The sequence below is a fragment of the Sulfuricaulis sp. genome (assembly GCF_049587675.1).
In the GTDB taxonomy this organism is placed as follows: Bacteria; Pseudomonadota; Gammaproteobacteria; order Acidiferrobacterales; family Sulfurifustaceae; genus Sulfuricaulis.
Genome location: NZ_JBAVEJ010000129.1, coordinates 1 through 23,911 on the forward strand (window position 1 = coordinate 1; position 23,911 = coordinate 23,911).

Sequence of the window (23,911 nt, forward strand, 5' to 3'; positions counted from 1 at the left end):
GAGCGCAGGCAGGCGCCGAGATTGTGCGGGTCCTGCACGCCATCGAGCACCAGCAACAGCGGCATGTCCGGGATCCGTGAAAGAAAGGTATCGAGATCCTGATCCTTTCGCACCGGCGCTTCGCGCAGCCGCGCGACCACTCCCTGATGCCGCATGCCGTCCACCATTCGGTCGAGCGCGGGGCGTGGGGATTTGTGAATCTTTACATGAGCATCATGTGCCGCCTGCATCACCGAGGAAACGCGCTTGTCCTCGCGCGCATCACTGACCCAGATTTCCTCTACCGTCTGCGGATTGTTCTTCAACGCGGCGAGCACCGCGTGCAAGCCGCAGATATAGTTATCCTCCACGGGCACCTCTAACAGCTTGTTGAAAAAGTCGGTGACAAGGTTCCCTCTCCCCTTGCGGGAGGTGAGGCAGAATTGTCGTGAAAGTCCGGTGGACATTCACGTTGCCGAACGGGTGCAAATGATTCTTTTGCACCCCGGCGGGAATAAAAGGGTGAGGAGATAGATTTATATCCCCCTCATCCCAACCTTCTCCCGGAGGGAGAAGGAGTTTTCCAACTTTCAGCGGCGCCTCCATTTCAGCGGCGGCGCTTGCCCCGGGGTTTTCGCGATGGCTTGCCTGCGCGCTTGGCTTCATGCTTGCCTTCGGCGGAACGGCGCTTGGCGCCCGCAGCGCGCTTGCCGGCGGGGGGTGAACCGGCGATCTCAAAATCGAGCTTGGCCTCGTCCAGATCCACGCGCACCACGCGCACGCGCAGCTTGTCGCCGAGACGATAGGTTTGTTTCGTGCGCTCGCCCATCAGGCGGTGATGCGCCGCGTCGAAATGATAATAATCGTTGCCGAGCGCCGTGATATGTACCAGGCCGTCCACGTAGACTTCCACCAGTTCGACGAAAATTCCGAAGTTCGTAACACCGCTGATGATGCCGTCGAATTCCTCGCCGATCTTGTCCATCATGTACACCGCCTTGAGCCAGCGGACGACTTCGCGCGTGGCCTCGTCGGCGCGGCGCTCGGTGAGCGAACAGTGCTCGCCCTGCTGCTTGGCCAGCTCCGGCGTCATGCCCGTGGCGCGGCGCGCGATGATGTCCTTGATCGCGCGGTGCACCAGCAGGTCCGGGTAGCGGCGGATCGGCGAGGTGAAGTGTGTGTAGTTCGGGTACCCGAGAGCGAAATGGCCGATGTTGTCAGGGCTGTACACCGCCTGGCTCAGTGACCGCAGCAACACGGTCTGGATCAGGCGCGAGTCGGAGCGCTGCTCCACCGCCTTGATGAGCTTGGAATAATGCTGCGCCTGCGGCTTGTCGCCGCCGCCGAGAGAGAGCCCCATCTCGGTCAGGAACTCACGCAGGTCGTTCAGCTTTTCCGCCGTTGGTCCCTCGTGAATGCGATACGGCGCCGGGACCTTGTTTTTCCGCAGAATTTCCGCGGCGCAGACGTTGGCCGCGAGCATGCATTCTTCTATCAGGCGGTGCGCGTCATTGCGCTGCAAGGGAATAATGCGCTTGATCTTGCGGTGCTCGTCGAACAGGATGCGTGTCTCCGGCAGCTCGAAATCCACCGCGCCGCGTTTCATGCGCGCGGCGTGCAGGATATGGTAAAGGCCGTGCAGTGTTTCCAGGTGCGGCACGACGTCGGCGTACTCACGCCGCAGCGCGGCATCTTTATCCACCAGCATGGCCGCCACTTTGGTGTAGGTGAGGCGCGCGCGCGAACGCATAACCGCTTCCAGAAACCGGTATTTGAGTATTTTGCCGCTGCCGTCGATTTGCATCTCACAAGCCATGCACAAACGATCCACGTGCGGATTGATCGAGCACAAGCCGTTGGACAGCGCCTCCGGCAGCATCGGGACGACATGCTGCGGGAAATAAACCGAGTTGCCGCGCGCGTAGGCCTCGCGGTCCAGCGCCGTGCCGGGTTTGACGTAATAAGACACATCGGCGATCGCCACAATCAGGCGCCAGGTGCCTCCCGTGTGGTCGGCAAACACCGCATCGTCGAAATCGCGCGCGTCCTCGCCATCGATGGTCACGAGCGGTATGTCTCGCAGATCGAAGCGTCCCTGCGAAGCCTGAGCCGGCACCTCGGGCGCGAACTGTTCCGCTTCACGCGTTACGGCGTCCGGCCAGACGTGGGGAATGTCATGCGACCGGACCGCCACCTCGATTTCCATGCCCGGCGCCATGTGATCACCCAGCACTTCGACGATGCGCCCGGCCGGGGCGCGGTGACGAGTGGGCAGTGACGTGATTTCCGCGGCCACGATCTGGCCTTCCCGCGCACCGCCTTCGTCGCCGCGTTGAACGACGATGTCCTGCGCGATGCGCTTGTCGCCCGGAACCACGAAACCCATGCCATCGCGCGCGTCATACCGGCCAACGATGGTCTTGTGAGCCCGCTCGAGCACTTCGACTACCACGCCCTCGCGCCGTCCGCGCTGGTCCACGCCGGTGACGCGCGCCATCACGCGATCACCGTGCATCACCTGGCGCATTTCGCGTGGCGGAAGAAACACGTCCTCGCCCTCCTCATCGGGAATCAGGAACCCGAAGCCGTCGGGATGTCCGGTGACGCGCCCGCAGACCATATCCATCTTGCGGGCGATCCCGTAGAGATCCCGGCGATTCTTCAGGATCTGGCCGTCGCGCTCCATGGCGCGCAAACGTCGCAAGAACGCGTCTTCATCGCGCTCGTCCTTGACGCCCAGCTCGGCCGCCAGCGTTTGAAACGGCAGGGGTTCGTTGTGCTTGGCCAGCAGCGCCAGGATGGCCTCGCGGCTGGGCACGGGAAACTCGTATTTTTGTTTTTCCCGTTCCACCATGGGGTCCTGGAACGGTTTTTTCGGCTTTCGCGTTGACATAAAATTTATCTCTCGGTAGAGTGCGCCGTCCTGCCGGCTCCCGTATATGATTGACGGAGTCCATGCCGAGGTGGCGGAATTGGTAGACGCACTAGCTTCAGGTGCTAGCGGGCGCAAGCTCGTGGAGGTTCAAGTCCTCTCCTCGGTACCAGATTTATTCATGACGCTGGCAAGTTTTCACGGACCAGCGTCAGTTCCTGAAAATTCAGCGGTCTGGCTTTCCCCTTTCCGAGCACTGCACCACGCATACGTGCGGAACGCAGTTTATCACGCCCCGCCGCTTGCTTCTCAATTTTGCCTGGAATCAGGGGTGTGATTTTCCGCCCGGCCCCAGGACTTTTGGCCCGTAGAAGCCGGCACAGCCGTTGCCATGAGCGCGCCATGACACCACCTTATCCGAAGCATCAACGAGAAAACTGAATTCACAATTTGTCTCGTACGGTGTCTGTGGAAAATAGGTCCCGGGGATGACGATGACATGCTGGCCTTTGTCGGAGGTGAAGGTCTGGATGGTGGTAGGTGTTTCGTAGCCGGGGAACACCCCCTTCTCCTGCCAGGCCCACGTATACACACGCTGTCCATCCGTGAGTTTTCGCTCGATGTAGTTATAGCCAAACACACGCTGGACATCGGCGATGGGCGCGCCGACATATCCATCCATCATCTGCTCGAAACGCACGGTGGAGGCGCACGAAGACAACAGGATCAGCGACAATAATCCTGCGATGCGGATGGTGGGCGTTCCTGTTATTCTCATATGTATATCGTATAAATAATCAGCCAGGACATTGGCTGTTCCTGTCCTCTATTGTTTTTGGACAAGAAAATGTCACGATTGTTCGCGCTGTCACCCACGCCGGTATATCTGCCTTACAGGCCGGCCCACAGGCCTGTCAGTGGAAACCTTCCTGAAGTGACATTCCTTATTCAAACGGATGCCGCAGGATGATCGTGTCGTCACGCTCGGCTCCGGTGGAGATAAGGTCAATGCGCGCTTCGGTGAGTTCCTCGAGTTTCTTGAGATATTTCTGCGCATTAGCCGGTAACTTGTCAAAACTCCTTACGCCCAGCGTGGATTCCGTCCAGCCTGGCAGATCCTCGTAAACCGGCTCGCATTTTGAAAGTGCGTCGGCGCCGCTCGGCGGCGTTGTTCTCAGCTTGCCTTCGTGGCGATACGCAGTACACACGCGGATCACGCCCAGTCCATCCAGCACGTCTAGCTTGGTTACGCACAGGCCTGTCACCCCATTTAACTGATTCGAGCGGCGCATGATCACGGCGTCGTACCAACCGCAGCGACGCTTGCGTCCGGTGGTGGCACCGAATTCCTTGCCACGTTCGCCCAAGCGGTCGCCAATACCGTCGTTGAGCTCAGTCGGGAATGGACCAGCGCCAACGCGCGTGGTGTAGGCCTTGGTGATGCCCAGAACGTAATCCAGTCTTCCAGGGCCGACGCCGCTCCCGGTGGCGGCGGCGCCGGCGCAGGTATTGGAGGATGTGACAAAAGGATAGGTTCCATGATCGATATCCAGCAACGCGCCCTGCGCGCCCTCGAACATCACACGCTTGCCTTCGCGCCCGTACTGATGCAGCAGCTCGGGGATATCCGCCACCATGGGACGCAACTTCTCAACAAGCCCGAGGCATTCGTCCAGCGTCTTCTGGAAATCGACGGTATCGTAGTGAAAATAATTCTTGAGCGCGTAATTGTGGTATTCCATCACGCTTTTGAGCTTGTCGCCGAAGGTTTTGGTATCCATCATGTCGCCCACGCGCAGGCCACGACGCGAAACCTTGTCCTCATAGGCCGGACCGATGCCACGTCCGGTGGTGCCGATCGCCGCCTTGCCGCGCGCCTTCTCGCGCGCATGATCCAGCGCCACGTGATGCGGCAGAATCAACGGGCAAGATTCGCTGACGCGCAGTCGCTGCATGGCGTCCACGCCGCCGCGCCGCAGTTCCTCGATTTCCTCGAACAGCGCGGCGACGGAAAGCACCACGCCGTTGCCGATGAGGCACATGACACCATCGCGCAACACGCCCGAGGGGATGAGATGCAGCACCGTCTTCTTGCCGTTGATGACGAGCGTATGCCCGGCATTATGCCCGCCCTGAAAGCGCACGACGGCGTGGGCGCGGTCAGTCAGCAGGTCGACGATTTTCCCCTTGCCTTCGTCACCCCACTGGGTGCCGACCACCACAACGTTCTTAGCCATGATTTCCGATTTCGTTATTTGACAGGTTGAACAATCCAACGGCCGTTTTTGTTGACAAGTGCCTGATCGCAGCCAAAGTCTGACGCGGGAGAAGAGTCACCCGCCAGACGCATCACCACGCGTCTGCCTTCGGCACGTAGCCGCGTGACTTCCGCCTGCAAAGTCGCGTCACCGCCATCGGGCGCAAGAATCCCGGCCAGCGCAGCCGTCGGTGTCGCCGTGAGCCGCAGCCATTGCCGCAAGTCCGCGCCGAACCCGGTGGCGGCGCGTTCGCGCCCGAATGTACGTCCGATGCCGTCATAACGCCCGCCGCGTGCGATCGCACGCCCGTGGCCCGGCACAAAAACCGAAAACACCACGCCGGTGTAGTAGTGATAACCGGAGAGTTCCGCGAGATCGAAATAAAATGCCGGGGCGTCAGGCCGTTGCATTGCCAGATTGACTGTTGCTTCGAGCTCGTCCAGCGCGCGAATCACCTGTTCCTGGGCTCCGCGCAACTGTTCGCGGGCACGCGCCAGCACCTCCCGCCCTCCGCAAAGATCCAGTAAACCGGCGATCATGCGCTTTGGTGCTTCGGCAGCGTCACTGCCAGCGAGCAATGCTTCGACTTCGTTGCGCGCCTTGCGCTGCAGTGCATCGAACAAATCTTTTTCACGTTCCGCGCCCAGATTTGCCTGTGCCGCCAGACCGCGAAACACCCCGACATGACCCAGATCGATGTGCGCCTCGTGAATATCCGCCAGCCGCAACGCCGCGATCATCAGGCTCAGGATTTCGGCATCGGCCTGAGAGCCGGCATAACCGAACAGCTCCGCGCCGAACTGCAAGGGTTCGCGCGATCCACCAAACTCGTCGGGACAGGTGCGCAGCACCGAACCGGTATAGCACAGGCGGACGGGGGCAGTGCGCTTGAGATAGTGCGCGTCGATGCGCGCCGCCTGCGGCGTCATGTCCGGCCGCATGCCCATGAGTCGCCCGGTCAGCTGATCCGTTACCTTGAACGTCTGGAGATCGAACTCGGTGCCGGCGCCGACCAGCAGCGATTCCAGGTATTCGATGAGCGGCGGCATCACGAGTTCGTAGCCCCACTTCTCGAAAAGATCGAGCAGGCTCCGGCGCATAGCCTCCGCGCGCCGGGCTTCGGCAGGCAGTATCTCTTCAACGCCATCAGGCAGCAGCCAGCGGTCTTTGGTAGGCATATGAGTGATCGTAAACAGGAAATGCTTATGTTATTAGCGGTTGATGATGTACAGCAACACCACGCCGAGCAGCATGCTGGTGAGCCCCGCGAACCGCAATTGCGAGTCGCTCAGTTGATGCACCGCGACAAGCATCTTGCGCAGCCCGTCCGGGCTGAGAAAAGGAAAAACCCCCTCCACGATCAGCAGCAATGCCAGCGCAATCCACAAGTCATGCCACATAGCCAAAGTCGGCCAAGGCTGCTTACCGGGTGGGTTTCTTCATGTATTTGAAGAAATCCGAGCTCGGATCCACGATCATGATGTCGTCTTTTTTCCGGAAGCTTTCCTTGTAGGCAATGAGACTGCGGTACAGCGAATAGAATTCCGGCGCGCGGCCATATGCCGCGCCGTATACCTCGGTCGCCTTGGCGTCGCCCTCGCCACGGGTTCGCTCGGCCTTGCCGTAAGCCTGGGCCAGCAGCACCTCGCGTTGCCGCTCGGAATCGGCGCGAATTTTTTCCGCGGCCTCCGCGCCCTGCGCGCGCAATTCATTCGCGATGCGCGAGCGTTCCGCCTTCATGCGCTGATAGACAGACTGACTGACCTCGTCCGGCAAATCCACGCGTTGGATACGCACGTCATTGACCTCAATACCGAATTTTCGTGCTTCCTTGTCGGTATAGGCCGTGAGGATTTCCATGATCTTGGCACGGTCGGTGGAAATCACGTCGTGGACCGAGCGCTTGCCGAATTCATCACGCAGACTGCTGTTGACGACCTGCTCGAGCCGCCGACGCGCATCCACTTCCTGTCCGCCCACCGTCAGATAATACTTGAGCGCATCCTGAATGCGCCATTTGGCGAAGGAATCCACCACCACGTATTTCTTTTCCTTGGTGAGAAAGGGTTGTGGCTCCGCATCCAGGGTTAAAAGTCGCGAATCGAAGAAGCGCGCTTCATCCAGAAACGGTGTTTTGACATGCAAACCTGAAGCTTCGTCATAGCGCAACACCTGACCGAAACGAACGATAATGACTTTCTCGCGCTCATCCACCATATAAAAAGTGGAACGCACGGTGATCGCCACCAACAGAATAATGCCCAGTACGGCTAGAAGCTTCGACTGGTTCATTGCGTGCGCCTCCTCAGATCTTCACGGGTGCGGCTCGAAGCCCCGCTTTTCACCTCCGGACTGGGCGTCATGCCCGATTCCGTCGATGTCATTGCGGACGGCGCGCGCGCCGAGTCGCCCATCGGCACCAACTTGTCGAGCGGTAAATAAATCAGGTTATTTCCGGCTTTCTGGTCGATAAAAATCTTGGTGGTGTTGGACAACACCTGCTCCATCATCTCGATGTACAGACGTTCACGCGTCACCGCCGGCGCTTTCACATATTCGCTGGCAATCTGAGTAAACCGGCGCGCATCGCCTTCGGCCCGCGCGATCACGCTCGCCTTGTAGCCTTCGGCCTCCTGCAAATAGCGGGCGGCTGCGCCGCGAGCACGAGGAATCACGTCATTGGCATAGGCCTCCGCTTCATTCTTTAGGCGCTGCTCGTCTTCGCGAGCCTTGACGGCGTCGTCAAACGCCGGTTTCACTTCCTCCGGCGGTTGCGCTTTTTGGGTTTCGACGGTCACGATATTTACGCCCGTCTTGTACTTGTCAAGGATGGTCTGCAGAAGTTCGCGGGAGCTGCGCGCCACCTGATCCCGTCCCTCGGTCAAAGCAAAATCGAGAGTGCTCTTGCCCACCACCTCGCGCACCGCTGATTCCGTGGCCTGCACGATCGTGGTTTCGGGATCGCGGACGTTGAACAGGTAGTCGGCCGCGTCCTTGATCTTGTACTGCACGGCAAACTCGATATCGATGATGTTTTCATCCTGGGTCAGCATCAGCGCCTCTTTAGGCACTTTGCTCTTTCCGCCGCCGCTGCGGTTGCTGCGATATCCGATTTCGATCGTGGAGACTTTTTCGACATTGACCTTCTCCACCTTCTCGATGGGGAACGGCAAGTGCCAGCGCAGGCCGGCTTCGGTGATCTCCGCCTTCTTGCCGAAACGCAGGACCACGCCGCGCTCACCCTGATTGACGACGTAGAAACCGGTGACAAGCCAGATGAACAGCGCGACCGCAACGATCAGGCCAAGCCCAATGCCACTGGTACGTATCCCGCCACCGCCACTGCTGCCACCGCCACTTCCACCGCCAAACAGGCCGGCTAATTTCTGCTGGATGTCCTTTACAATGCGGTCGAGGTCCGGCCCGCCGGCGCCCGGTTTGCGGCGCTGGCCCCACGGATCTTTATCCCCGGGCTTGCCGGGTTCATTCCAAGCCACTTTGATTACTCCTTACGAAATACCCAAAATCACGGCAAAGAGCCGCATTTTAGGGTCAGGACCCGGTGGGAGCAAGGACAGATTCCGTTTCAGCGAGCAGATAGGTTTCGCGAAAATCAACGCTCTGCTGTAACCAAGCGAACTGGGCAGGCTCGAGCGACAACGCCACTTGCCAGCCTCCGGACTCCAGCGCGATCTCGCTGACGACATCGAATCGCTCATGCAGCAGGGCCCGCAAGCGACCGGCCTCCGGTGGCAGTTGCAAGCAGTAACGCTGACGATGCTGGCGAAAATGTTCCGCCAACGCCTGGCGCAACAGATCCATGCCTTCGCCGGTCCGGGCGGAAACCCAAACACGCGAAATGTGCCCGTAGGCATCGCGCTCGAATCGTGGCGCTTCGCCTGTCAGATCGATCTTGTTGAATACCGCGATCTGGGGGATGGAAATCGCGTCGATTTCGGCAAGCACTTTGCTCACCTGCTGCATCTGATCGAGACGTTCGGGATTGGCCGAGTCCACCACATGCAGCAGCAAATCCGCCCCGGCCACTTCTTCCAGGGTGGATTTGAACGCCTCGACCAGATCGTGCGGCAAGTGACGGATAAATCCCACCGTATCCGCCAGAATAATCGCCGACTTCCCGGGCAGATCGAGCCGGCGCATCGTGGGGTCGAGGGTCGCGAACAGCTGATCGGCCGCGTAAACCGAAGACGCGGTCAGTTGGTTGAACAGCGAGGATTTTCCGGCATTGGTATAGCCGACAAACGAAACCGTCGGGATCGGAACCTTGTGGCGCGATTTGCGACGACTGCGACGCTGAACGTTAACCTGCTTCAGACGATCGTTGAGTTTCTTGATGCGTTCGCGTATCTGGCGCCGGTCCACCTCCAGCTGAGTTTCGCCGGGACCACGCAGGCCGATACCGCCCTTTTGCCGCTCCAGATGGGTCCAACCGCGCACCAGGCGCGTGGACAGATGTTCAAGCTGGGCCAGTTCCACCTGCAGCTTGCCTTCGGCGGACCGGGCACGCTGGGCAAAAATATCGAGAATCAGACCCGTGCGGTCCAGCACGCGGCAGCAAGTGATCTTTTCGAGATTGCGCTCCTGGGCGGGAGACAGTTCGTGATTGACCAGCACGAGGTCGGCATGTTCGCGCACCACGGCATCCCGCACCTCCTCGGCCTTTCCCTTGCCGATGAACGTGGCCGCATCCGGCACTTGTCGGCTGCCCGTAATGGCGCCGCAGACTTCCGCACCGGCGGATTCCGCGAGCAGCCGCAGCTCATCGAGTTCTTCCTGTTCGATGCGCCCCGAAAGGCGCAACTGCACGAGCAGCGCGCGCTCACGCCGGCGCTTGATTGTGGCGGACTTCAGCGAAGAATTATTCGTTGCCAGGGCCTTTGGTGTCGGCGTCGTCGGCGCCTTCGATGTGAAACTTCACCGGGCGGCTGGGCACCACCGTGGAGATGGCATGCTTGTAGATCATTTGGCTCACGGAATTCTTGAGCAATACAACGAATTGATCGAACGATTCGATCTGTCCCTGCAGCTTGATGCCGTTGACCAGAAATATGGATACCGGAACATGCTCTTTGCGCAAGGTATTGAGAAAAGGGTCTTGTAAGGCTTGCCCTTTTTGCTGACTCATGACAGTTCTCCTGTTCTTATGTCTTGATGCTTTCCGGCTATTCTCTGGTTCTTTGAAAAACCGGGCCTTATCCCTGGCCGGAAGGGATACATAATAGTATAACCCCAGACCAAGTTTTATTTTATAGATGTGCCGTTTGCCGTAAATACTCCCGACATTCCTTCTCCGGCAATGTATCGGCGCTGTCGAACGCGCGTACTCCAGGGTAACTGCGTAGCCAGGTGATCTGGCGTTTGGCGAACTGGCGCGTGGCGGCAATAGCCTGCTCTGTCATTTCACTATAGTTGACTACTTTAATCAAGTATTCCCAGATTTGCCGATAACCAACAGCGCGCATGGACGGCATGGTCAAACTGAGACCGTCCAAACGGGTCAATTGTTCCACTTCATCGACAAAACCCTGCTCCAGCATGGCAAGAAATCGGCTCGCAATACGCCGGTGCAGCAGAGTTCTGTCCAGTGGCCAAAGCGCAATTTTCGTCACGCGGTAGGGGAATGAATGGTTTCGTTTTTCCGCGCCCAGCGCACTCGGAGATTGTCCCGTGAGTTCATGAATTTCCAGGGCACGCTGGATACGCTGCGCGTCATTCGGATGAATCCGCGCCGCGGAGACGGGGTCAATTTCCTGCAGGCGCCGGTGCAGGGTGGACCAGCCATGTGTGGCCGCTTCCTCGCCAAGACGCGTACGAATATCGGGATCGGCGGAAGGCAAGTCGGAAAGTCCAAATTCTAGGGCACGGAAATAAAACATCGAGCCACCGATCAGCAGCGGAATTTTTCCCGCCCGCGTAATGTCCTGCATCTCGCCCAAGGCATCCGTGCAAAAATTGGCTGCCGAGTAGGTTTGCCGCGGATCGCGAATATCGATCAAGCGATGTGGCGCGCGCGCCAGTTCATCACGGGTGGGTTTCGCCGTGCCGATATCCATGCCGCGATAGACCTGCGAGGAATCGACGCTGATGATTTCCACCGGCAGCGCATCGTGCAACGCCAGCGCGAGCGCCGTCTTCCCGGCGGCCGTGGGACCCATGAGGAAAATAGCGGGCGGAAGATCAGACATCGTGAACGGACAGGATTAAAGAAATTTCAAACAATTGAATTGAACCGCCAGGACGCCAGGAACGCCAGGATTTTGTTCTTTGTAGGTTAAAATATTTTCCTGGCGTCCTGGCGGTAAACACATCCGTTGAATTACTTTTCCGGTCTCATGTGTGGGAATAGCAGCACGTCGCGAATTGAAGCCGAGTCGGTGAACAGCATCACGAGTCGATCGATACCTATCCCCTCGCCCGCTGTCGGCGGCATGCCATGTTCGAGGGCACGGATGTAGTCCTCGTCGAAATGCATGGCCTCTTCATTGCCGGCTTCTTTCTCTTGCACCTGTTTACGGAAACGCTCGGCCTGGTCCTCGGCATCGTTCAGCTCGGAGAAGCCGTTCGCTATCTCGCGTCCGCCGACAAATAATTCGAAGCGATCGGTGATGCTTGGATCTTTATCATTGCGTCGCGCCAGCGGTGAAACCTCAGTCGGATAGGAGGTAATGAAAGTCGGGTCCTTGAGCTTGGTTTCCACCGTCTTTTCGAAGATTTCGAGTTGCAGTTTGCCGGTGCCGTAGGTGTTCTTCACCGGCAGCTGAAGCCGGCCGGCGATCGCGCGCAACGCCTCAACGGAGTCGAGATCCGCTTCTTGGATATCGGGATTGTAATGGAGCACCGATTCCCTGAGCGTCATGCGGCGGAAGCTCTTACTGAAATCGTATTGGTCGCCCTGATAGCTGATCGTCTCAGCATGGAGCACGTCTTGGGCGAGGCCGCGCAGCATTTCCTCCGTGAGGTTCATCAGGTCGTGATAATCGGCGTAGGCCTGATAGAACTCGAGCATGGTGAATTCGGGGTTATGCCGCGTCGACAGCCCCTCGTTGCGGAAGTTGCGGTTGATCTCGTAGACCTTCTCGAAACCGCCGACGATCAGGCGTTTGAGATAGAGTTCCGGCGCCACGCGCAGGAACAGGCTCATGTCGAGCGCGTGATGATGGGTCACGAACGGACGCGCCGCGGCGCCGCCCGGAATCACTTGCATCATCGGCGTTTCGACTTCGAGGAACCCGCGCTCGTCGAGAAAGCGACGGATATAACCGACAATGGCGGTGCGGGTCCGAAAAGTATTGCGCGCCACCTCGCTCATAATAAGGTCGAGATAACGCTGACGGTACTTGGTTTCGGTATCCGTGAGACCGTGATATTTCTCGGGAAGTGGCCGCAACGACTTCGTCAGCAGGCGGGCATCGTCCACCTTGACCGAGAGCTCCCCGGTCTTGGTCTTGAACAGCGTTCCTTCGGTGCCGAGGATGTCGCCGATGTCCCACTTTTTGAAGTCCTCGTAGCGCGCCTCGCCCACAGCGTCGCGCGTGACATAGACCTGGATCAACCCCGACATGTCCTGCAGGTGCGCAAAACTGGCCTTGCCCATTACCCGGCGGGTCATCATCCGTCCCGCCACCTTGACCCGCACATGGCGGGTCTCGATCTCGGCCGGCTCCTTCTCGCCATACTCGGCGTGCAGTTCGCCGGCCACGACGTTGCGGCGGAAATCATTGGGAAACGCGTTGCCCTGCAGGCGCAGCTCAGCGAGTTTCAGACGTCGCAGGGCGATTTGTTCGTTCTCGTCTTTTTCGTCAATCATTTTATATAATAATTAGCTAGTTATTGTATTTATACGATAAATAACATTAATTATTAACGAGGCCGCTCTTGAGACTGGCATCGATAAATTTGTCGAGGTCGCCATCCAGCACCGCTTGCGGATTGCCTGTCTCTACCCCGGTTCGCAGATCTTTGATTCGCGACTGGTCCAACACATAGGACCGGATCTGGTGACCCCACTCAATGTCGGATTTACTATCCTCCAGTTTCTGCTTTTCCTTGTTTCGGGCCTGCAGTTCGCGCTCGAATAGCCGGGATTTAAGCATGGCCATGGCCGCGGCCCGGTTGCGATGCTGGGAACGATCCGATTGGCATTGAACCACAATCCCGGTCGGATTATGCGTAATGCGAATGGCGGAATCGGTCCGGTTGACATGCTGACCGCCGGCACCGCTGGCCCGGTAGGTGTCCACGCGCAGATCAGCCGGGTTGATTTCAACTTCGATGTTTTCGTCCACCTCGGGATAGGCAAAAACCGAGGCAAATGAGGTATGCCGACGATTTCCCGAATCGAAAGGAGACTTGCGCACCAGGCGATGCACCCCGGATTCGGTGCGCAGGTAGCCGTAGGCATAGGGACCGGTGAACTTGACTGTGGCGCTCTTGATCCCGGCTACTTCTCCCTCGGAAACTTCCAGAATCTCGGTTTTAAAGCCGTGCTTGTCACCCCACATCAAGTACATGCGCAACAGCATATTGGCCCAATCCTGAGCCTCGGTGCCACCGGAACCCGACTGAATGTCCACAAAAGCGTTGTTCGCGTCCATTTCACCTGAGAACATGCGCTGAAATTCAAGATCGCCCAACTGCTTCTCCAGACGCCCAAGATCGCCGGACACGGACTTCACCACATCCGCGTCATTTTCCTCCTTGGCGAGACCCAACAGTTCAAACGCCTCGGCAAGCTCGGTGGCAAGACGAGTCAGCGTGCCCACTTCGGTTTCGAGGCGCGCACGCTCACGACCCAGTTCCTGGGCGCGCTGGGGATTGCTCCAGACGTCGGGTTGCTCGAGTTCGCGCTGGACTTCGGTCAGACGATGCTGCTTGGAATCAAAGTCAAAGATACCCCCGTAAGACCTGGGAACGGTCCTGGAGGTCGCGGAGTTTGGTGAACAAGGGGTTTAGGTCTTCCATCGCCCGGGCAACCGAAGTGTATAAAATATAGAAACTTTGATTACAAAAATCAGTCTGTTATGAATCGTTATTAAGATACTTGTTTAGGCTAAAAAAGTCTAGGAAACCTGTACGCCGAGGACTTCACCGACGACTTTCTTTATTGCCTTGATCAATTCCGGCGTCTCCACATCCACCACCTGCTCGAGCACCCATTTGCTGTCCGTGGCCTCCATGGCCCGGGATACTTTTTCCCCCAGATAGCGCAGCACACTGTAGCTCGGTTGGCGGCCGTTGAACTCGATCTCCGAATAGTCGGCGAATCGGGCATTCAAGGTGTTGATGAAATCGCCGGCATAGGCGCCGGGGCCGACAAATTCCTCGAGGTTGACAGAGGTAATTCGTGCCAGATGCTTGCCCAGGGCGTTAATGAAACGGCCCCGTTCCTCTTCGTTCAGCTGGCCGTATACGATTCTGTCGGAGCACTGAACCAGAAATGCGATGATCTCGGTGATGACGGACGTCACCTGGCGGTCACCGCCCAACGGGTAGCCTTCCTTTTCCATGTGACGCACGGCTTCCTGCGCTATCCGCCAGATATTCGTGGCCACCACACTGGCGCGATCCTCCAGGGTCTTGGGACCTTTTTTGCGAAATTTGGTTTTCAGCGGTAGCGCCATGGCGCGCATTATATTGGAGTTTTGCTTCCTTGCGGAGTCATGGTGCGATTCGCCATCCACATCGGGTTTTATGCTTCGCTCCCGACGCAAGTCTCTGGCAAAATGCCGGCAGGCCACGATTTAAGGAGTAACCATGCCTGAATCCGATATGAACCTGGTAAGCGGTATTGCCGCCTTCGAGGCCAAGGAATTTGCCAAGGCGTTCAAATTTCTATCGCCGCTGGCCGAGACCGGCAATGACCAGGCCCAGTACCGTCTTGCCGTGATGTATCAGAACGGCCTCGGACACGTGCGCAATGAAATGATGGCGCACAAATGGATGCACGCCGCGGCTGTGCAGGGAAATTCCCTGGCCCAGCATGGCCTCGGATTCATGTACATGCAGGGCGAATGTGTTCCGAAAAATGAAAAACTGGCTGCGGAATGGTTCCGTCGTGCCGCCGACCAGGGCTTGGCCGGATCACAGATGACACTCGGGATGCTTTATGAGCAGGGAATCGGCGTGGAGAAAGACGAAGCCGAGGCCCGGAAATGGTACGAGATGGCTCAGCGAAATTCGTAAACACGCGGGCCGCGCCTGGCGCGGCCCGTGATCATTGCGCGACTACTTCTTAACGAAAGCGGTGAAGCCGTCGGTTTTGCCGGCGTGACCGTCGTCATAGCCGGCGCTGTAGGCGTCGTTCAGACGCTGCTCTTCGCGCTTGGGGTTGTGCAGAAAACCGCACGCCCAACCATTGATGTATTCCTTATCAACGCCCTTCTTTTCCATGGCGCTGATGGTCTCGTAATACGCTTTATTCGTCATGAAACGCACTCCTGAATGAATTCTTGGCATGTGAACGGCGGTAAAGCGGCGCATATATTACCCATTGAAGCCGGCTTTTCAAGAATAAAATCACCGGAGGACCAATCCCCTTATTTTTGCATGCTTATCACGGTCTTTATTCAGACAGATGGCACGAAGCGAGGGTGATATTGCGTAAAAACTAACTGACATGACCCCATATATACAGCGGTTAGCGCCCAGTGCCCGAAGCGAACGCTCCTTCGGCATTGGCGCAGGTAGCTGCGATGAGCGATGTACCATGAGCGCTATTGCCGCCGTCTCCGAAAGAGCTGCGCCTCGGGATCCGGCGGCTAGTTTCCGGATACCAGACGGACTTATACTTTAAACATGCTTCAGAACATCATGCCATGCTGAACCTCGGTCAGCTGGTCAACACGGTTCAGAAAAACTGTCACATCTCGGATGCACGTCATGCGGGCGACTTTACGCTCTGCATTTTTCTTCTGAAGATGCGCGAGTTTTACCGCTGGGAACACGACATCCCGTTCGCGCACAACCTGCCGAAAGACGAGGTCGGCGAGTGGCTCCAGGAACGTGAGGGCATGTGGTCCGATCTCGAATCCAGCTCGTTCGAATCGCTTCCGCTGGACGGGCGTACACTGGACCCCTTTGATGCGGAGACTGTCAACCGTGAGCTGATCCCTCAAGGTTATGTTTACAGCGGCGGTTATGGCCGTTTCTCGAAACCGCATTTCTTTCTCGGCACGCTCCTCAAAAAGGAACAGCGCGCCGGGTACACGGTTTACATCTCCTCCTGCGAATACGCCCGCGACCTGGAAGCGCCGCCGGCCATGCTGCAAGGCAAAACAATTTACGTCCGCCAGGAATCGGTGCGGCGTTTTCTGTGGGAGAAAATCGAGGAATGGCGCTGGAACCGCAAGAACGAGACCATGGAACGCGCGCTGGCTTGTTATGCGTTCGAGATCGACATGAATTCAGCGCTGGAGCGCATGACAGAGAATGAAACCGAGGCGATGATCCTGCACGAACTTGGCGAAGGCCTGGCCGGCGAGAAGCTGGGGCCGGACTGGCAGAAAATGCTCGCTACGTTCTCGCGATCCAAAGCGGAGATCATGGTCCGCGCGGTGCGCGATATTCTGGCGGATTGCCTGTCCACTCTGCCCCGTCTGCTGGCATCGAACAACGCCGCGTCGTTGCATTTCTATTTCGCCAACTTCACCGGCATGCGCAAGCATCTTTACCCCGAGGCACTCGAGGCTTATCGCCACTGGGCAACGGCAGGAGATCGCCAGGCGCTGAGCGTGATGGTTGAGTCCGGACAACGCCGCTGGCTCGAAACCGCGCACGCCATCATGAGTCTGTACAGAGAAAACGGAGAGCAGGCCAGTACGGCCATCGAAAACCTGCTGGAACCGGAGCCGGAATCGCCCCTCAGCTGCCCACCGAAAGCTGCATCGACCCCATGAAGCTGAATGTGATCGTGGATGAACGGGTCTATTCCGTCGACGTCCCGCCGCCAATGCTTATCGAGGCGGAAGAATTTTTCCGCAAGCTGGATGACGATATGGATCACGGCTGGCAAATGGGTCCCGAGTTCATTGAAAATCCCGACAAGCTGCAACGCTGCCAGATCGCGGCCAACAAGCTGCTCACCTCGCTCAGCGGCGCCAATGAAACGATGGTTATGCTCATGGCCGGTTATATTCTCAAGCGTCTGCCGGGAGTGGCGGGTGTGCGCATCGACACTGGCGGCGAGATGCTCCACACGGAAATGATTTACGATAAACCCGCCAGCCGACCTCCGGCAACGCCGGCTTCCGACACTCCTTCGCCGTCACGCAAACTGGGGAAGCTCGAAGCCATGGAGCAGGCCGGCAAGGATGTCACCAAGGTGTATCAGGTGGGCAAGAGCTATCGCTTCGCCGTGCGCGATCTGCGTACCGGGGAATGGCTCGAATCGGGTCCTCAGGATTCGGAACAGGAAGCCTACGAAAAAAGAATGCAGGCGTACAAACGCCGACTGGATGAACTGACCGGTTAGCGCATTCGCCGGAGGCTCAAGGCATCGCCGCCCAGTAACGATACAGCGCCACCGTCAGATCCGTCTGCGTCACCATCCCCACGACGCGCTGGTCCTTGTCCACGATGGGCACATGATGAATTTTTTGCTCGGAGAAGAGCGGAATCAGCGACACGATATGCATGTCCTCCGTCGCCGTGATGACCGGCGACGACATGATCTCCCCCACCACCTCGGGTTTGTCCGTGGTCATCCCCGGCGTGCGGCGAATGAAGGCGCGCAGGCGGTCAAAGAAACGCGGATGAGCGTGATGCGTCTTGTCGACGCGTTTCAGAAAATCGACAATCGTGACAATGCCAACCACGCGGCGTGCGCGGTCGATCACGGGCACGCCCTTGAGTTTGCGCAGGCGCATCGTTTCCCACACCGCTGACAGCTCGTCGCCATACTCGGCCGTGGCCACATCCCTCGTCATGATGTCACGGCAGAAAACGTCGCCCATGCGCCGGCGCATGGAATGCAGCGACGCCCGCGTATAAATCTGCTCCAGATCCTGCTCCGTGACGTCGATATAGGCGTTCATGTCCTTCATCGCGCTTTCAATGTCCTCCTTCACCAACGCATTACGGTTCACCACCAGCGGCGAAGCTGGTGGTAAATTCTTCGCCATGCCGGCGAACGGTAACAGCGGATAGCGACGTCCCGGAAACAGGTTGTTGATGACAAGCGCGATGACCAGCAAGATGACGACATTGAGTCCCACCGGAGCCAGGACGATGCTGTAACCCAGCTGATGCAGTTCCTGACCGCCCATTACCATCGCCAACGCCGTCGCCCCACCGGGTGGATGCAGGCAATTCGACAAATGCATGGCAAAGATGGCCAGGGCCACGGCTAGCGACCCGGCCACGAATCCGCCGGGAATGAATTTGAAGCATGTCACGCCGACCAAGGCCGAGATCAGTTGACCACCGACGAAAGGCCACGGCTGGGCCATCGGGCTGTGTGACGCGGCGAACAGCAACACCGACGACGCACCCAGCGAAGTGATCATGAGCGGCGTTGCCTTGTCGCCGAGGCCCGAACTCAACAGGGCTGTCAGAAAAATTCCGAGGAACGCCGCCGCGGCCGAGACAATTTTTTCCGTAACGCTGACCGGCGCCGAGGCGTGGAACAGCGAGGCAATAATCCGTTTCAGTGCCATAGATTTGCTGGTTTGACGTGCAGGAAGAGCGCTAAGATAATCAAGTATACCCGACAATTACAAATCGCCATTCCCCGCGAGCGTACCCATGCACGAAGTCAAACCGCTGTCCTTTATATATGAAATCAATAATGCACTCCCGGGTGAACTATGCCAGGAAATGATTCAGCGCTTCGAGACCAACAAAGATCAGCAATACGCCGGCCGCATCGGCCAGAATCAATCTGAGGAGAGCAGCATCAAAAAGACCACCGACCTGCGCATCAGCGGACGGCAGGACTGGAAAGACATTGACACCGCGCTGGTTCAATCGCTCGCCAAGGCATTCAACGAATTCGGCCAGGCGTTCCCGTTTTTTGCCGCCAACTCGTTCAAGGACATCGGTTACAACATGCAGCGTTATCTTCCGGGCGAGTATTACCACTGGCACGTGGATGGCGGACCCGGTCCTTTCAGCCAACGTCAGCTCGTCGCCATCTGGTATCTTAACGATGTCGCAGGGCCTGGCGGTGAGACGGAATTTCCGATTCAGGAAGTGCTGGTCAAGCCTGAAGCCGGCAAGCTCGTCCTGTTCCCGCCATTTTGGACCCATGTCCATCGTGCGGTCATCATGGAAAAGGGTGTCAAATATATCGCTACCACCTGGATTTGCTTTGCCTGATCGATTATCAGCTTTCGATTTTTCCGGTTGGCGCCCTGCACGTCATGTTAATTGGAAGCGTGCGCGAGCATGCCGACATTCTTGAGGCCGTGCATAAAATACTTGCCCTCGCCCCGCCGCACTCCCGCGAGCATCCCTGACTGGACAAACTCAAGAGCTTATTCGGCTGATTGCTGGAATGCGTAGGCAGCCGCGAAGACTTTTCGGCCAGCCATCACATCCCTGCCTGGTCCATGGGCGGCAATTTCCGAACAAGCGACAGCGGTAAAATCTTGAACTAAACCAGAATCTATTCGTCTGCGATGATTCTTGTAATTGTTTTAATATCATAGGGTTATATATTAACTTCATGTGCCAGCTTGAGTTGACCCATGCAAGTTCTACCCAAAGGGCAGCATGGCCTATGAATTTATGATGAATTGGTGTCAAAATATCGTATTGGAAGCCAAGTTAAGCCAAGTTAATGATAGCTAGCACGGATGCTACTAATGAGTAAATCGTGTATTAGCATTTCATTATGGTTGACCTGCATCATTTATCAATCGGCGCTCCCGCGCCTGACGACCAGCGGAATTATCCGCTGCACATATACACCTTTGGACGATTTTCCGTTACAAGGGGCATAGAGCCGATTCGTTTTGCCCGCAAGGCCCAGCATCGACCACTGCAATTACTCAAGGCACTGATTGCGCTCGGCGGTCGTGAGGTCGGTTCAGACCGCTTGGGGATGGCGCTGTGGCCGGAGTCCGAAGGCGATACGGCATACAACGCCTTTGAAATCACGTTGCACCGGTTACGCAAGCTCATCGGCATTGAGAATGCACTGGTGCTATCAAACGGACTGCTCACACTCGATAACCAACATTGCTGGGTGGATGTCTGGGCGTTTGAGCAGGCAGTAGGTCATGCGGAAACGTTGTTGAAATCCCCGCTTCCTAATCCCGATGAGTTAGCAAGCATATCTTCCAGGGTATTAACGCTTTACCACGGACATTTTCTGGGACGTGAGATACCCGAGCCATGGTCCATCTCTGTGCGCGAACGGTTGCGCAGTAAATTTATGCGGCACCTTCTCGATCTCGCGCGCCACTGGGAAAAGATCGGACACCATGAAGCCGCCATCCAGTGTTACCAGAAGGGACTGGAAACCGACGACCTCGCGGAAATCTTTTATCAGCGCCTGATGGTCTGTTATCAGCAACTCGGCAGAAAGAGCGAGGCTCTGGCTGTCTACCGTCGGTGCCGCACGACTTTGTCACTGATCCTCTCCATTACTCCTTCCCCCGCCACAGAAACCATTCGCAGACGTTTGACAGTAGCCTGATGTTCTAAAAATCCAGGGGCGTGATCAGGCGCAGCCATGACCTGTGTTATGGGCGCGCCTGATTCGCCGCTGCATGATTCATTTTTTATTCAATCCGTAGGCTATCTGTAAGTCGTATCCACGCATTGTGTCCTCCATAAATAAAATAATTATTACGAAAATAATTATTACTGGAGGAGCAGATGGAGAGTTACATCGTTCGTTTGTATCGCCGGGATGCCACAAACCCGGAGAATCTCGTTGGCCTGATTGAAACCGTCGGCCTGGACAAGACGCGCTCCTTCCACACCATTGCTGAACTGGTGTCGATACTTTCTGAGCCACACGCTCTCGAAAGAACATTCCCCCAGCCTGTGCTTAGGGTGATCAAAGCGGGCAAGAAGAATCCCCGCTGATACCGGAGAAAAGATCAAAGCGCACATCGGATTTCATCTACGGCAACTGATCGATATACGCCGTTAAGTTGCAGTAAAAGGAAGGAGCACTCGAAGGATAGAAAAACCAGGGCGCAAGCCCGTTATAAAAAACACAGTCCGGAGGAATTGACTTATGGATTGCTACACAAAGATTGGAGGCCGGAACTTTTTCAGAGTTTCCCTAAAAGAGATAACCATGTTTTTCAATAAAAAGATGATCAGCATGGAACTGCTGAAATTTCTGACCGCGGCGATTCTCGCCGCCGGATCGTGGTCTGCCCACGCAGCGGTGGTTACTGTTTCGCAAAGTGCTTTGGTCTCTTCGAATAACTACTATACCGATCTCATCGGGGGTGGCATCGGGAATCCGCTGACCATGACCGGCGGTGGTAACGTTGCAAATGTTGGCGGACAACGCAACGACGATGGATACAGTGGCCACATTCCCCTCGGGTTCACGCTGAACTTTTTTGGCAACTCTTACACCCAGTTCTGGGCCAATAACAACGGAAACATCAGCTTTAACAACGGCATTTCACAATATACGCCGACCAGCCCACAGGGAGTGGCCGAGCCGATCATCTCGCCATTTTTTGCCGATGTGGATACTCGCAATACGGCAAGCGGGTTGATGTACCTGCGTAACGATATTACAAACGAAATCATCGTAACCTGGGATCAGGTGGGTTATTACAATGGCCAGGCAGATAAGCTGAACAGCTTCCAGCTCGTGCTGCGCGGCCCTGACTATTCCATCCCCGCAGGTGAAGGGCAGATAGGTTTTTTCTATAAGACAATGCAGTGGGAAACTGGTGGCGCCAGCGGTGGAAACCTCGGTTTCGGCGGCACGCCGGCGGCGGTGGGATTTGGTAATGGCGTAGATGATGGAGAAGTTCTCCAAGGTTCAATTCAAGCGGGCATTTCCCAAGTGGTCAACAATCATCACATTTGGTTCGATCAGTCGGCCAATCCAGTGCCGGTGCCCACCAATGTAGTGCCGGTGCCCGCTGCCGTGTGGCTGTTCGGTTCCGGGCTCGCTGGCCTGCTGGGCCTGGCGTCACGCCGAAAACGGAACACGACATAACCATTTCCACGGTGACAAAGGGATACGATGATGAAGAAACTAAAAAAAACCGCGCAAGGATCACGATATATGCGTAGTGCTTTGCTTGCATTCGTCTGCTGGTTTTCCATGCCGGTGAGTGCAGCAACAGTTTATATCAATGACTTTCAGAGCGCTGTAGGCACCGGCTGGTCGAGCGCGGATAACACCATCGGAATCACCCAGGCACCGAATACCGATTTTGTTCGAAAGTTTTTAGGCGAATTCAGTAACGGCACGGTGAGTCTCTCGCTAACGGGCCTACCAGAGCACGTCTCCACGACGGTTTCTTTCAGTCTGTATCTCATCCGTTCCTGGGACGGCAATGCCACGGCGATTGCAAACGGCGATCCGCTCGGCCCCGATCACTGGACACTGAACGTCGGGGGTGGCCCCACCCTGCTCAACACCACTTTCAGCAACGGTGGTAGTGTCGGACAGGCATATGCACCTAGCCCCTTTGCGGCTGGTTGCACCGGTTACAACCTCAGCGGTTTACCTTCTGGTGAATACAATCCGATGACCGGAGCAAGTGAATGCTACTCGCTGGGTTACACGTTTAGTAGTCCGGATGTAACCAACGAGGCGATGGACTCCGTTTACGAACTATCGTTCGCGTTTGCGCATACCGGGGGCTCGCTCATGCTCAACTTCGGCGCGAACGGCCTGCAGGGCATCGCCGATGAGAGCTGGGGGCTGGATAACGTGAAGGTTGCGGTTTCCCCTGTGCCAGTACCAGCCGCCGTGTGGCTGTTTGGTTCGGGACTCTTGGGACTGATCGGCGTGGCGCGGCGTAATCGTATCAGCGCGAATAAAGAAACGGAGGATTGATAGAGCACACCGAGCAACACGCATGCGCTGGTAATTCTGTGGATTTTCAAGACAAAAAATTAACAATTGGAAAACATTAGGGGGTCGTAATGAAAAACAGTAACCGCTGTTCTTGGCATTATCCATCTGGGCTGGCCAAATTACTTTGCATTATCTCACTGGTGGCATTTGCAGACGCCTTCCCGCTTTCGGCTAATGCAGCAATTCTAAGCGGAAATGCCTCATTCGACTCGAATACCGGTTTATATACGTATAGCTACACTCTGGACAACACTTCAGGCCCGGCTGCAATCAAAGAACTTTCTGTTCTGGTCGATAGTAGTCAAGCTAAAGTTTCTAACCCCTCCCTCTCGTTTTCGGCCCCAGCCGGATGGTCCATGGGCGCGGCAGTTTCAGGTAGTAGCGCCGATACTCCTCTAAATGAATATGGAGTTTTTTGGCAGTGGTTCGCAGGTCAGGCGTTACCAATGGGTAGCACTTTGAGCGGGTTTTCCTTCATTACACCTTTTGCCCCCGACACCGGCTCAGCCAACAACTATTTTCTTTGGAGTAATTCATACACCGGCGGACCGCCTTTGATCGGTAGCGGCGGAATAGTGGAATGGGGACATATCGTGGCACCGAATTTTGTTATGACATCCTCCGTCCCCGCCGCCGTCCCCATCCCCGCCGCCATATGGCTGTTCGGTTCGGGGCTGCTGGGACTGATCGGCGTGGCGCGGCGCAAAACGATTTGAGTTGAGTTTAGTAGAGCTGCGAAGAGGAAATGGTGAGTTCTACCAAAATTATAAATAT

Annotated in this window: 25 protein-coding genes and 1 tRNA gene; 10 read left to right on the forward strand and 16 right to left on the reverse strand. The window is 56.8% G+C overall.

Translation table 11 applies throughout. The features are described from left to right. Positions 1–350, reverse strand: a 350-nt coding sequence (locus WB402_RS06800) for an RNA methyltransferase substrate-binding domain-containing protein (RefSeq protein WP_424206228.1), incomplete at its 3' end; no start/stop codon positions are given. 236 nt (positions 351–586) lie between these two features. After that, positions 587–2,872, reverse strand: coding sequence for a ribonuclease R (gene rnr / locus WB402_RS06805; RefSeq protein ID WP_424206230.1), 2,286 nt, complete (start codon positions 2,870–2,872; stop codon positions 587–589). A gap of 64 nt (positions 2,873–2,936) precedes the next feature. Between rnr and WB402_RS06810 the strand changes: the two genes are divergently transcribed. After that, positions 2,937–3,023: transfer RNA gene (locus tag WB402_RS06810), tRNA-Leu, on the forward strand. Positions 3,024–3,176: 153 nt separating this feature from the next. On the opposite strand, the gene WB402_RS06815 is transcribed toward WB402_RS06810, so the two are convergent. The 12 genes from WB402_RS06815 to WB402_RS06870 form a co-directional block, all read right to left on the reverse strand. Beyond that, on the reverse strand, positions 3,177–3,629 hold the full coding sequence (locus tag WB402_RS06815; protein ID WP_424206232.1) for a hypothetical protein: 453 nt from the start codon (positions 3,627–3,629) through the stop codon (positions 3,177–3,179). A 166-nt stretch (positions 3,630–3,795) separates the two neighbouring features. Further along, entirely contained in the window at positions 3,796–5,088 is a 1,293-nt protein-coding gene (locus tag WB402_RS06820; RefSeq protein WP_424206234.1) for an adenylosuccinate synthase, read from the reverse strand. Between the two features lie 14 nt (positions 5,089–5,102). Then, positions 5,103–6,287 carry an ATP phosphoribosyltransferase regulatory subunit gene (locus tag WB402_RS06825; protein WP_424206236.1) on the reverse strand — a complete coding sequence of 395 codons (1,185 nt, stop codon included), beginning with the start codon at positions 6,285–6,287 and terminating at the stop codon, positions 5,103–5,105. Positions 6,288–6,320: 33 nt separating this feature from the next. Then, the gene (locus tag WB402_RS06830; RefSeq protein ID WP_424206238.1) at positions 6,321–6,509 is read right to left on the reverse strand and encodes a DUF2065 domain-containing protein; all 189 of its coding nucleotides are present in this window, start codon (positions 6,507–6,509) and stop codon (positions 6,321–6,323) included. 22 nt (positions 6,510–6,531) lie between these two features. Next, positions 6,532–7,401 carry a protease modulator HflC gene (hflC, locus tag WB402_RS06835; protein WP_424206240.1) on the reverse strand — a complete coding sequence of 290 codons (870 nt, stop codon included), beginning with the start codon at positions 7,399–7,401 and terminating at the stop codon, positions 6,532–6,534. After that, positions 7,398–8,606, reverse strand: coding sequence for an FtsH protease activity modulator HflK (gene hflK, locus WB402_RS06840; RefSeq protein WP_424206242.1), 1,209 nt, complete (start codon positions 8,604–8,606; stop codon positions 7,398–7,400). The genes hflC and hflK overlap by 4 nt, the downstream gene beginning before the upstream one ends. 55 nt (positions 8,607–8,661) lie before the next feature. Then, on the reverse strand, positions 8,662–9,966 hold the full coding sequence (hflX, locus tag WB402_RS06845; RefSeq protein WP_424206274.1) for a ribosome rescue GTPase HflX: 1,305 nt from the start codon (positions 9,964–9,966) through the stop codon (positions 8,662–8,664). Positions 9,967–9,988: 22 nt separating this feature from the next. Continuing rightward, a complete protein-coding gene (hfq, locus tag WB402_RS06850) occupies positions 9,989–10,255 on the reverse strand; it encodes an RNA chaperone Hfq (RefSeq protein ID WP_424206244.1) in 267 nt (88 codons plus the stop codon). Between the two features lie 121 nt (positions 10,256–10,376). Then, positions 10,377–11,315, reverse strand: coding sequence for a tRNA (adenosine(37)-N6)-dimethylallyltransferase MiaA (gene miaA, locus WB402_RS06855; RefSeq protein WP_424206246.1), 939 nt, complete (start codon positions 11,313–11,315; stop codon positions 10,377–10,379). A 131-nt stretch (positions 11,316–11,446) separates the two neighbouring features. Further along, complete coding sequence (gene lysS, locus WB402_RS06860) at positions 11,447–12,937, reverse strand: lysine--tRNA ligase (RefSeq protein WP_424206248.1); 1,491 nt, start codon at positions 12,935–12,937, stop codon at positions 11,447–11,449. Positions 12,938–12,983: 46 nt separating this feature from the next. Then, positions 12,984–14,091 (reverse strand): peptide chain release factor 2 gene (gene prfB / locus WB402_RS06865; RefSeq protein ID WP_424206250.1). Its coding sequence is split into 2 segments (ribosomal slippage): positions 12,984–14,015 and positions 14,017–14,091, totalling 1,107 coding nucleotides; the frame shifts between segments, so codons are not numbered across the junction. 98 nt (positions 14,092–14,189) lie between these two features. After that, positions 14,190–14,750 (reverse strand): hypothetical protein, encoded by a 561-nt coding sequence (locus tag WB402_RS06870; RefSeq protein ID WP_424206252.1) that lies wholly within the window; start codon positions 14,748–14,750, stop codon positions 14,190–14,192. A gap of 133 nt (positions 14,751–14,883) precedes the next feature. Here WB402_RS06870 and WB402_RS06875 point away from each other — a divergent pair, with 133 nt between their 5' ends. Next, the gene (locus WB402_RS06875; protein ID WP_424206253.1) at positions 14,884–15,312 is read left to right on the forward strand and encodes a tetratricopeptide repeat protein; all 429 of its coding nucleotides are present in this window, start codon (positions 14,884–14,886) and stop codon (positions 15,310–15,312) included. Between the two features lie 42 nt (positions 15,313–15,354). On the opposite strand, the gene WB402_RS06880 is transcribed toward WB402_RS06875, so the two are convergent. Then, entirely contained in the window at positions 15,355–15,555 is a 201-nt protein-coding gene (locus WB402_RS06880) for an Alvin_2107 family globule sulfur oxidation protein (RefSeq protein WP_424206255.1), read from the reverse strand. Between the two features lie 389 nt (positions 15,556–15,944). Here WB402_RS06880 and WB402_RS06885 point away from each other — a divergent pair, with 389 nt between their 5' ends. Together WB402_RS06885 and WB402_RS06890 are read left to right on the forward strand one after the other, a co-directional pair. Further along, a complete protein-coding gene (locus WB402_RS06885; protein WP_424206257.1) occupies positions 15,945–17,024 on the forward strand; it encodes an Sfum_1244 family protein in 1,080 nt (359 codons plus the stop codon). Further along, positions 17,021–17,599: a hypothetical protein gene (locus tag WB402_RS06890; protein WP_424206258.1), complete on the forward strand. Its 579-nt coding sequence runs from the start codon at positions 17,021–17,023 to the stop codon at positions 17,597–17,599. Before WB402_RS06885 ends, WB402_RS06890 begins: the two co-directional genes overlap by 4 nt. A gap of 16 nt (positions 17,600–17,615) precedes the next feature. Here WB402_RS06890 and WB402_RS06895 read toward each other — a convergent pair whose 3' ends face one another. Next, positions 17,616–18,782, reverse strand: a complete 1,167-nt coding sequence (locus WB402_RS06895; protein WP_424206260.1) for an HPP family protein — start codon at positions 18,780–18,782, stop codon at positions 17,616–17,618. A gap of 88 nt (positions 18,783–18,870) precedes the next feature. Between WB402_RS06895 and WB402_RS06900 the strand changes: the two genes are divergently transcribed. From WB402_RS06900 to WB402_RS06925, 6 genes are all read left to right on the forward strand, one after another. Beyond that, positions 18,871–19,443, forward strand: a complete 573-nt coding sequence (locus WB402_RS06900; protein WP_424206262.1) for a 2OG-Fe(II) oxygenase — start codon at positions 18,871–18,873, stop codon at positions 19,441–19,443. A 517-nt stretch (positions 19,444–19,960) separates the two neighbouring features. Then, on the forward strand, positions 19,961–20,767 hold the full coding sequence (locus WB402_RS06905) for an AfsR/SARP family transcriptional regulator (protein ID WP_424206264.1): 807 nt from the start codon (positions 19,961–19,963) through the stop codon (positions 20,765–20,767). Positions 20,768–20,949: 182 nt separating this feature from the next. After that, on the forward strand, positions 20,950–21,162 hold the full coding sequence (locus WB402_RS06910; RefSeq protein ID WP_424206266.1) for a hypothetical protein: 213 nt from the start codon (positions 20,950–20,952) through the stop codon (positions 21,160–21,162). Between the two features lie 154 nt (positions 21,163–21,316). After that, positions 21,317–22,267, forward strand: a complete 951-nt coding sequence (locus tag WB402_RS06915; RefSeq protein WP_424206268.1) for a nidogen-like domain-containing protein — start codon at positions 21,317–21,319, stop codon at positions 22,265–22,267. A 27-nt stretch (positions 22,268–22,294) separates the two neighbouring features. Continuing rightward, on the forward strand, positions 22,295–23,116 hold the full coding sequence (locus WB402_RS06920; RefSeq protein ID WP_424206270.1) for a VPLPA-CTERM sorting domain-containing protein: 822 nt from the start codon (positions 22,295–22,297) through the stop codon (positions 23,114–23,116). Positions 23,117–23,205: 89 nt separating this feature from the next. Next, positions 23,206–23,853, forward strand: a complete 648-nt coding sequence (locus WB402_RS06925; RefSeq protein ID WP_424206272.1) for a VPLPA-CTERM sorting domain-containing protein — start codon at positions 23,206–23,208, stop codon at positions 23,851–23,853. The last annotated feature ends 58 nt before the right edge of the window (positions 23,854–23,911 follow it).

Excerpts from the sequence above, each read along its gene's own strand:
- rnr (WP_424206230.1), bottom strand. The coding sequence starts at position 2,872 with ATGTCAACGCGAAAGCCGAAAAAACCGTTCCAGGACCCCATGGTGGAA.
- WB402_RS06815 (WP_424206232.1), bottom strand. The coding sequence starts at position 3,629 with ATGAGAATAACAGGAACGCCCACCATCCGCATCGCAGGATTATTGTCG.
- WB402_RS06820 (WP_424206234.1), bottom strand. The coding sequence starts at position 5,088 with ATGGCTAAGAACGTTGTGGTGGTCGGCACCCAGTGGGGTGACGAAGGC.
- WB402_RS06825 (WP_424206236.1), bottom strand. The coding sequence starts at position 6,287 with ATGCCTACCAAAGACCGCTGGCTGCTGCCTGATGGCGTTGAAGAGATA.
- WB402_RS06830 (WP_424206238.1), bottom strand. The coding sequence starts at position 6,509 with ATGTGGCATGACTTGTGGATTGCGCTGGCATTGCTGCTGATCGTGGAG.
- hflC (WP_424206240.1), bottom strand. The coding sequence starts at position 7,401 with ATGAACCAGTCGAAGCTTCTAGCCGTACTGGGCATTATTCTGTTGGTG.
- hfq (WP_424206244.1), bottom strand. The coding sequence starts at position 10,255 with ATGAGTCAGCAAAAAGGGCAAGCCTTACAAGACCCTTTTCTCAATACC.
- miaA (WP_424206246.1), bottom strand. The coding sequence starts at position 11,315 with ATGTCTGATCTTCCGCCCGCTATTTTCCTCATGGGTCCCACGGCCGCC.
- lysS (WP_424206248.1), bottom strand. The coding sequence starts at position 12,937 with ATGATTGACGAAAAAGACGAGAACGAACAAATCGCCCTGCGACGTCTG.
- WB402_RS06870 (WP_424206252.1), bottom strand. The coding sequence starts at position 14,750 with ATGGCGCTACCGCTGAAAACCAAATTTCGCAAAAAAGGTCCCAAGACC.
- WB402_RS06875 (WP_424206253.1), top strand. The coding sequence starts at position 14,884 with ATGCCTGAATCCGATATGAACCTGGTAAGCGGTATTGCCGCCTTCGAG.
- WB402_RS06880 (WP_424206255.1), bottom strand. The coding sequence starts at position 15,555 with ATGACGAATAAAGCGTATTACGAGACCATCAGCGCCATGGAAAAGAAG.
- WB402_RS06885 (WP_424206257.1), top strand. The coding sequence starts at position 15,945 with ATGCTGAACCTCGGTCAGCTGGTCAACACGGTTCAGAAAAACTGTCAC.
- WB402_RS06890 (WP_424206258.1), top strand. The coding sequence starts at position 17,021 with ATGAAGCTGAATGTGATCGTGGATGAACGGGTCTATTCCGTCGACGTC.
- WB402_RS06895 (WP_424206260.1), bottom strand. The coding sequence starts at position 18,782 with ATGGCACTGAAACGGATTATTGCCTCGCTGTTCCACGCCTCGGCGCCG.
- WB402_RS06900 (WP_424206262.1), top strand. The coding sequence starts at position 18,871 with ATGCACGAAGTCAAACCGCTGTCCTTTATATATGAAATCAATAATGCA.
- WB402_RS06905 (WP_424206264.1), top strand. The coding sequence starts at position 19,961 with ATGGTTGACCTGCATCATTTATCAATCGGCGCTCCCGCGCCTGACGAC.
- WB402_RS06910 (WP_424206266.1), top strand. The coding sequence starts at position 20,950 with ATGGAGAGTTACATCGTTCGTTTGTATCGCCGGGATGCCACAAACCCG.
- WB402_RS06915 (WP_424206268.1), top strand. The coding sequence starts at position 21,317 with ATGGATTGCTACACAAAGATTGGAGGCCGGAACTTTTTCAGAGTTTCC.
- WB402_RS06920 (WP_424206270.1), top strand. The coding sequence starts at position 22,295 with ATGATGAAGAAACTAAAAAAAACCGCGCAAGGATCACGATATATGCGT.
- WB402_RS06925 (WP_424206272.1), top strand. The coding sequence starts at position 23,206 with ATGAAAAACAGTAACCGCTGTTCTTGGCATTATCCATCTGGGCTGGCC.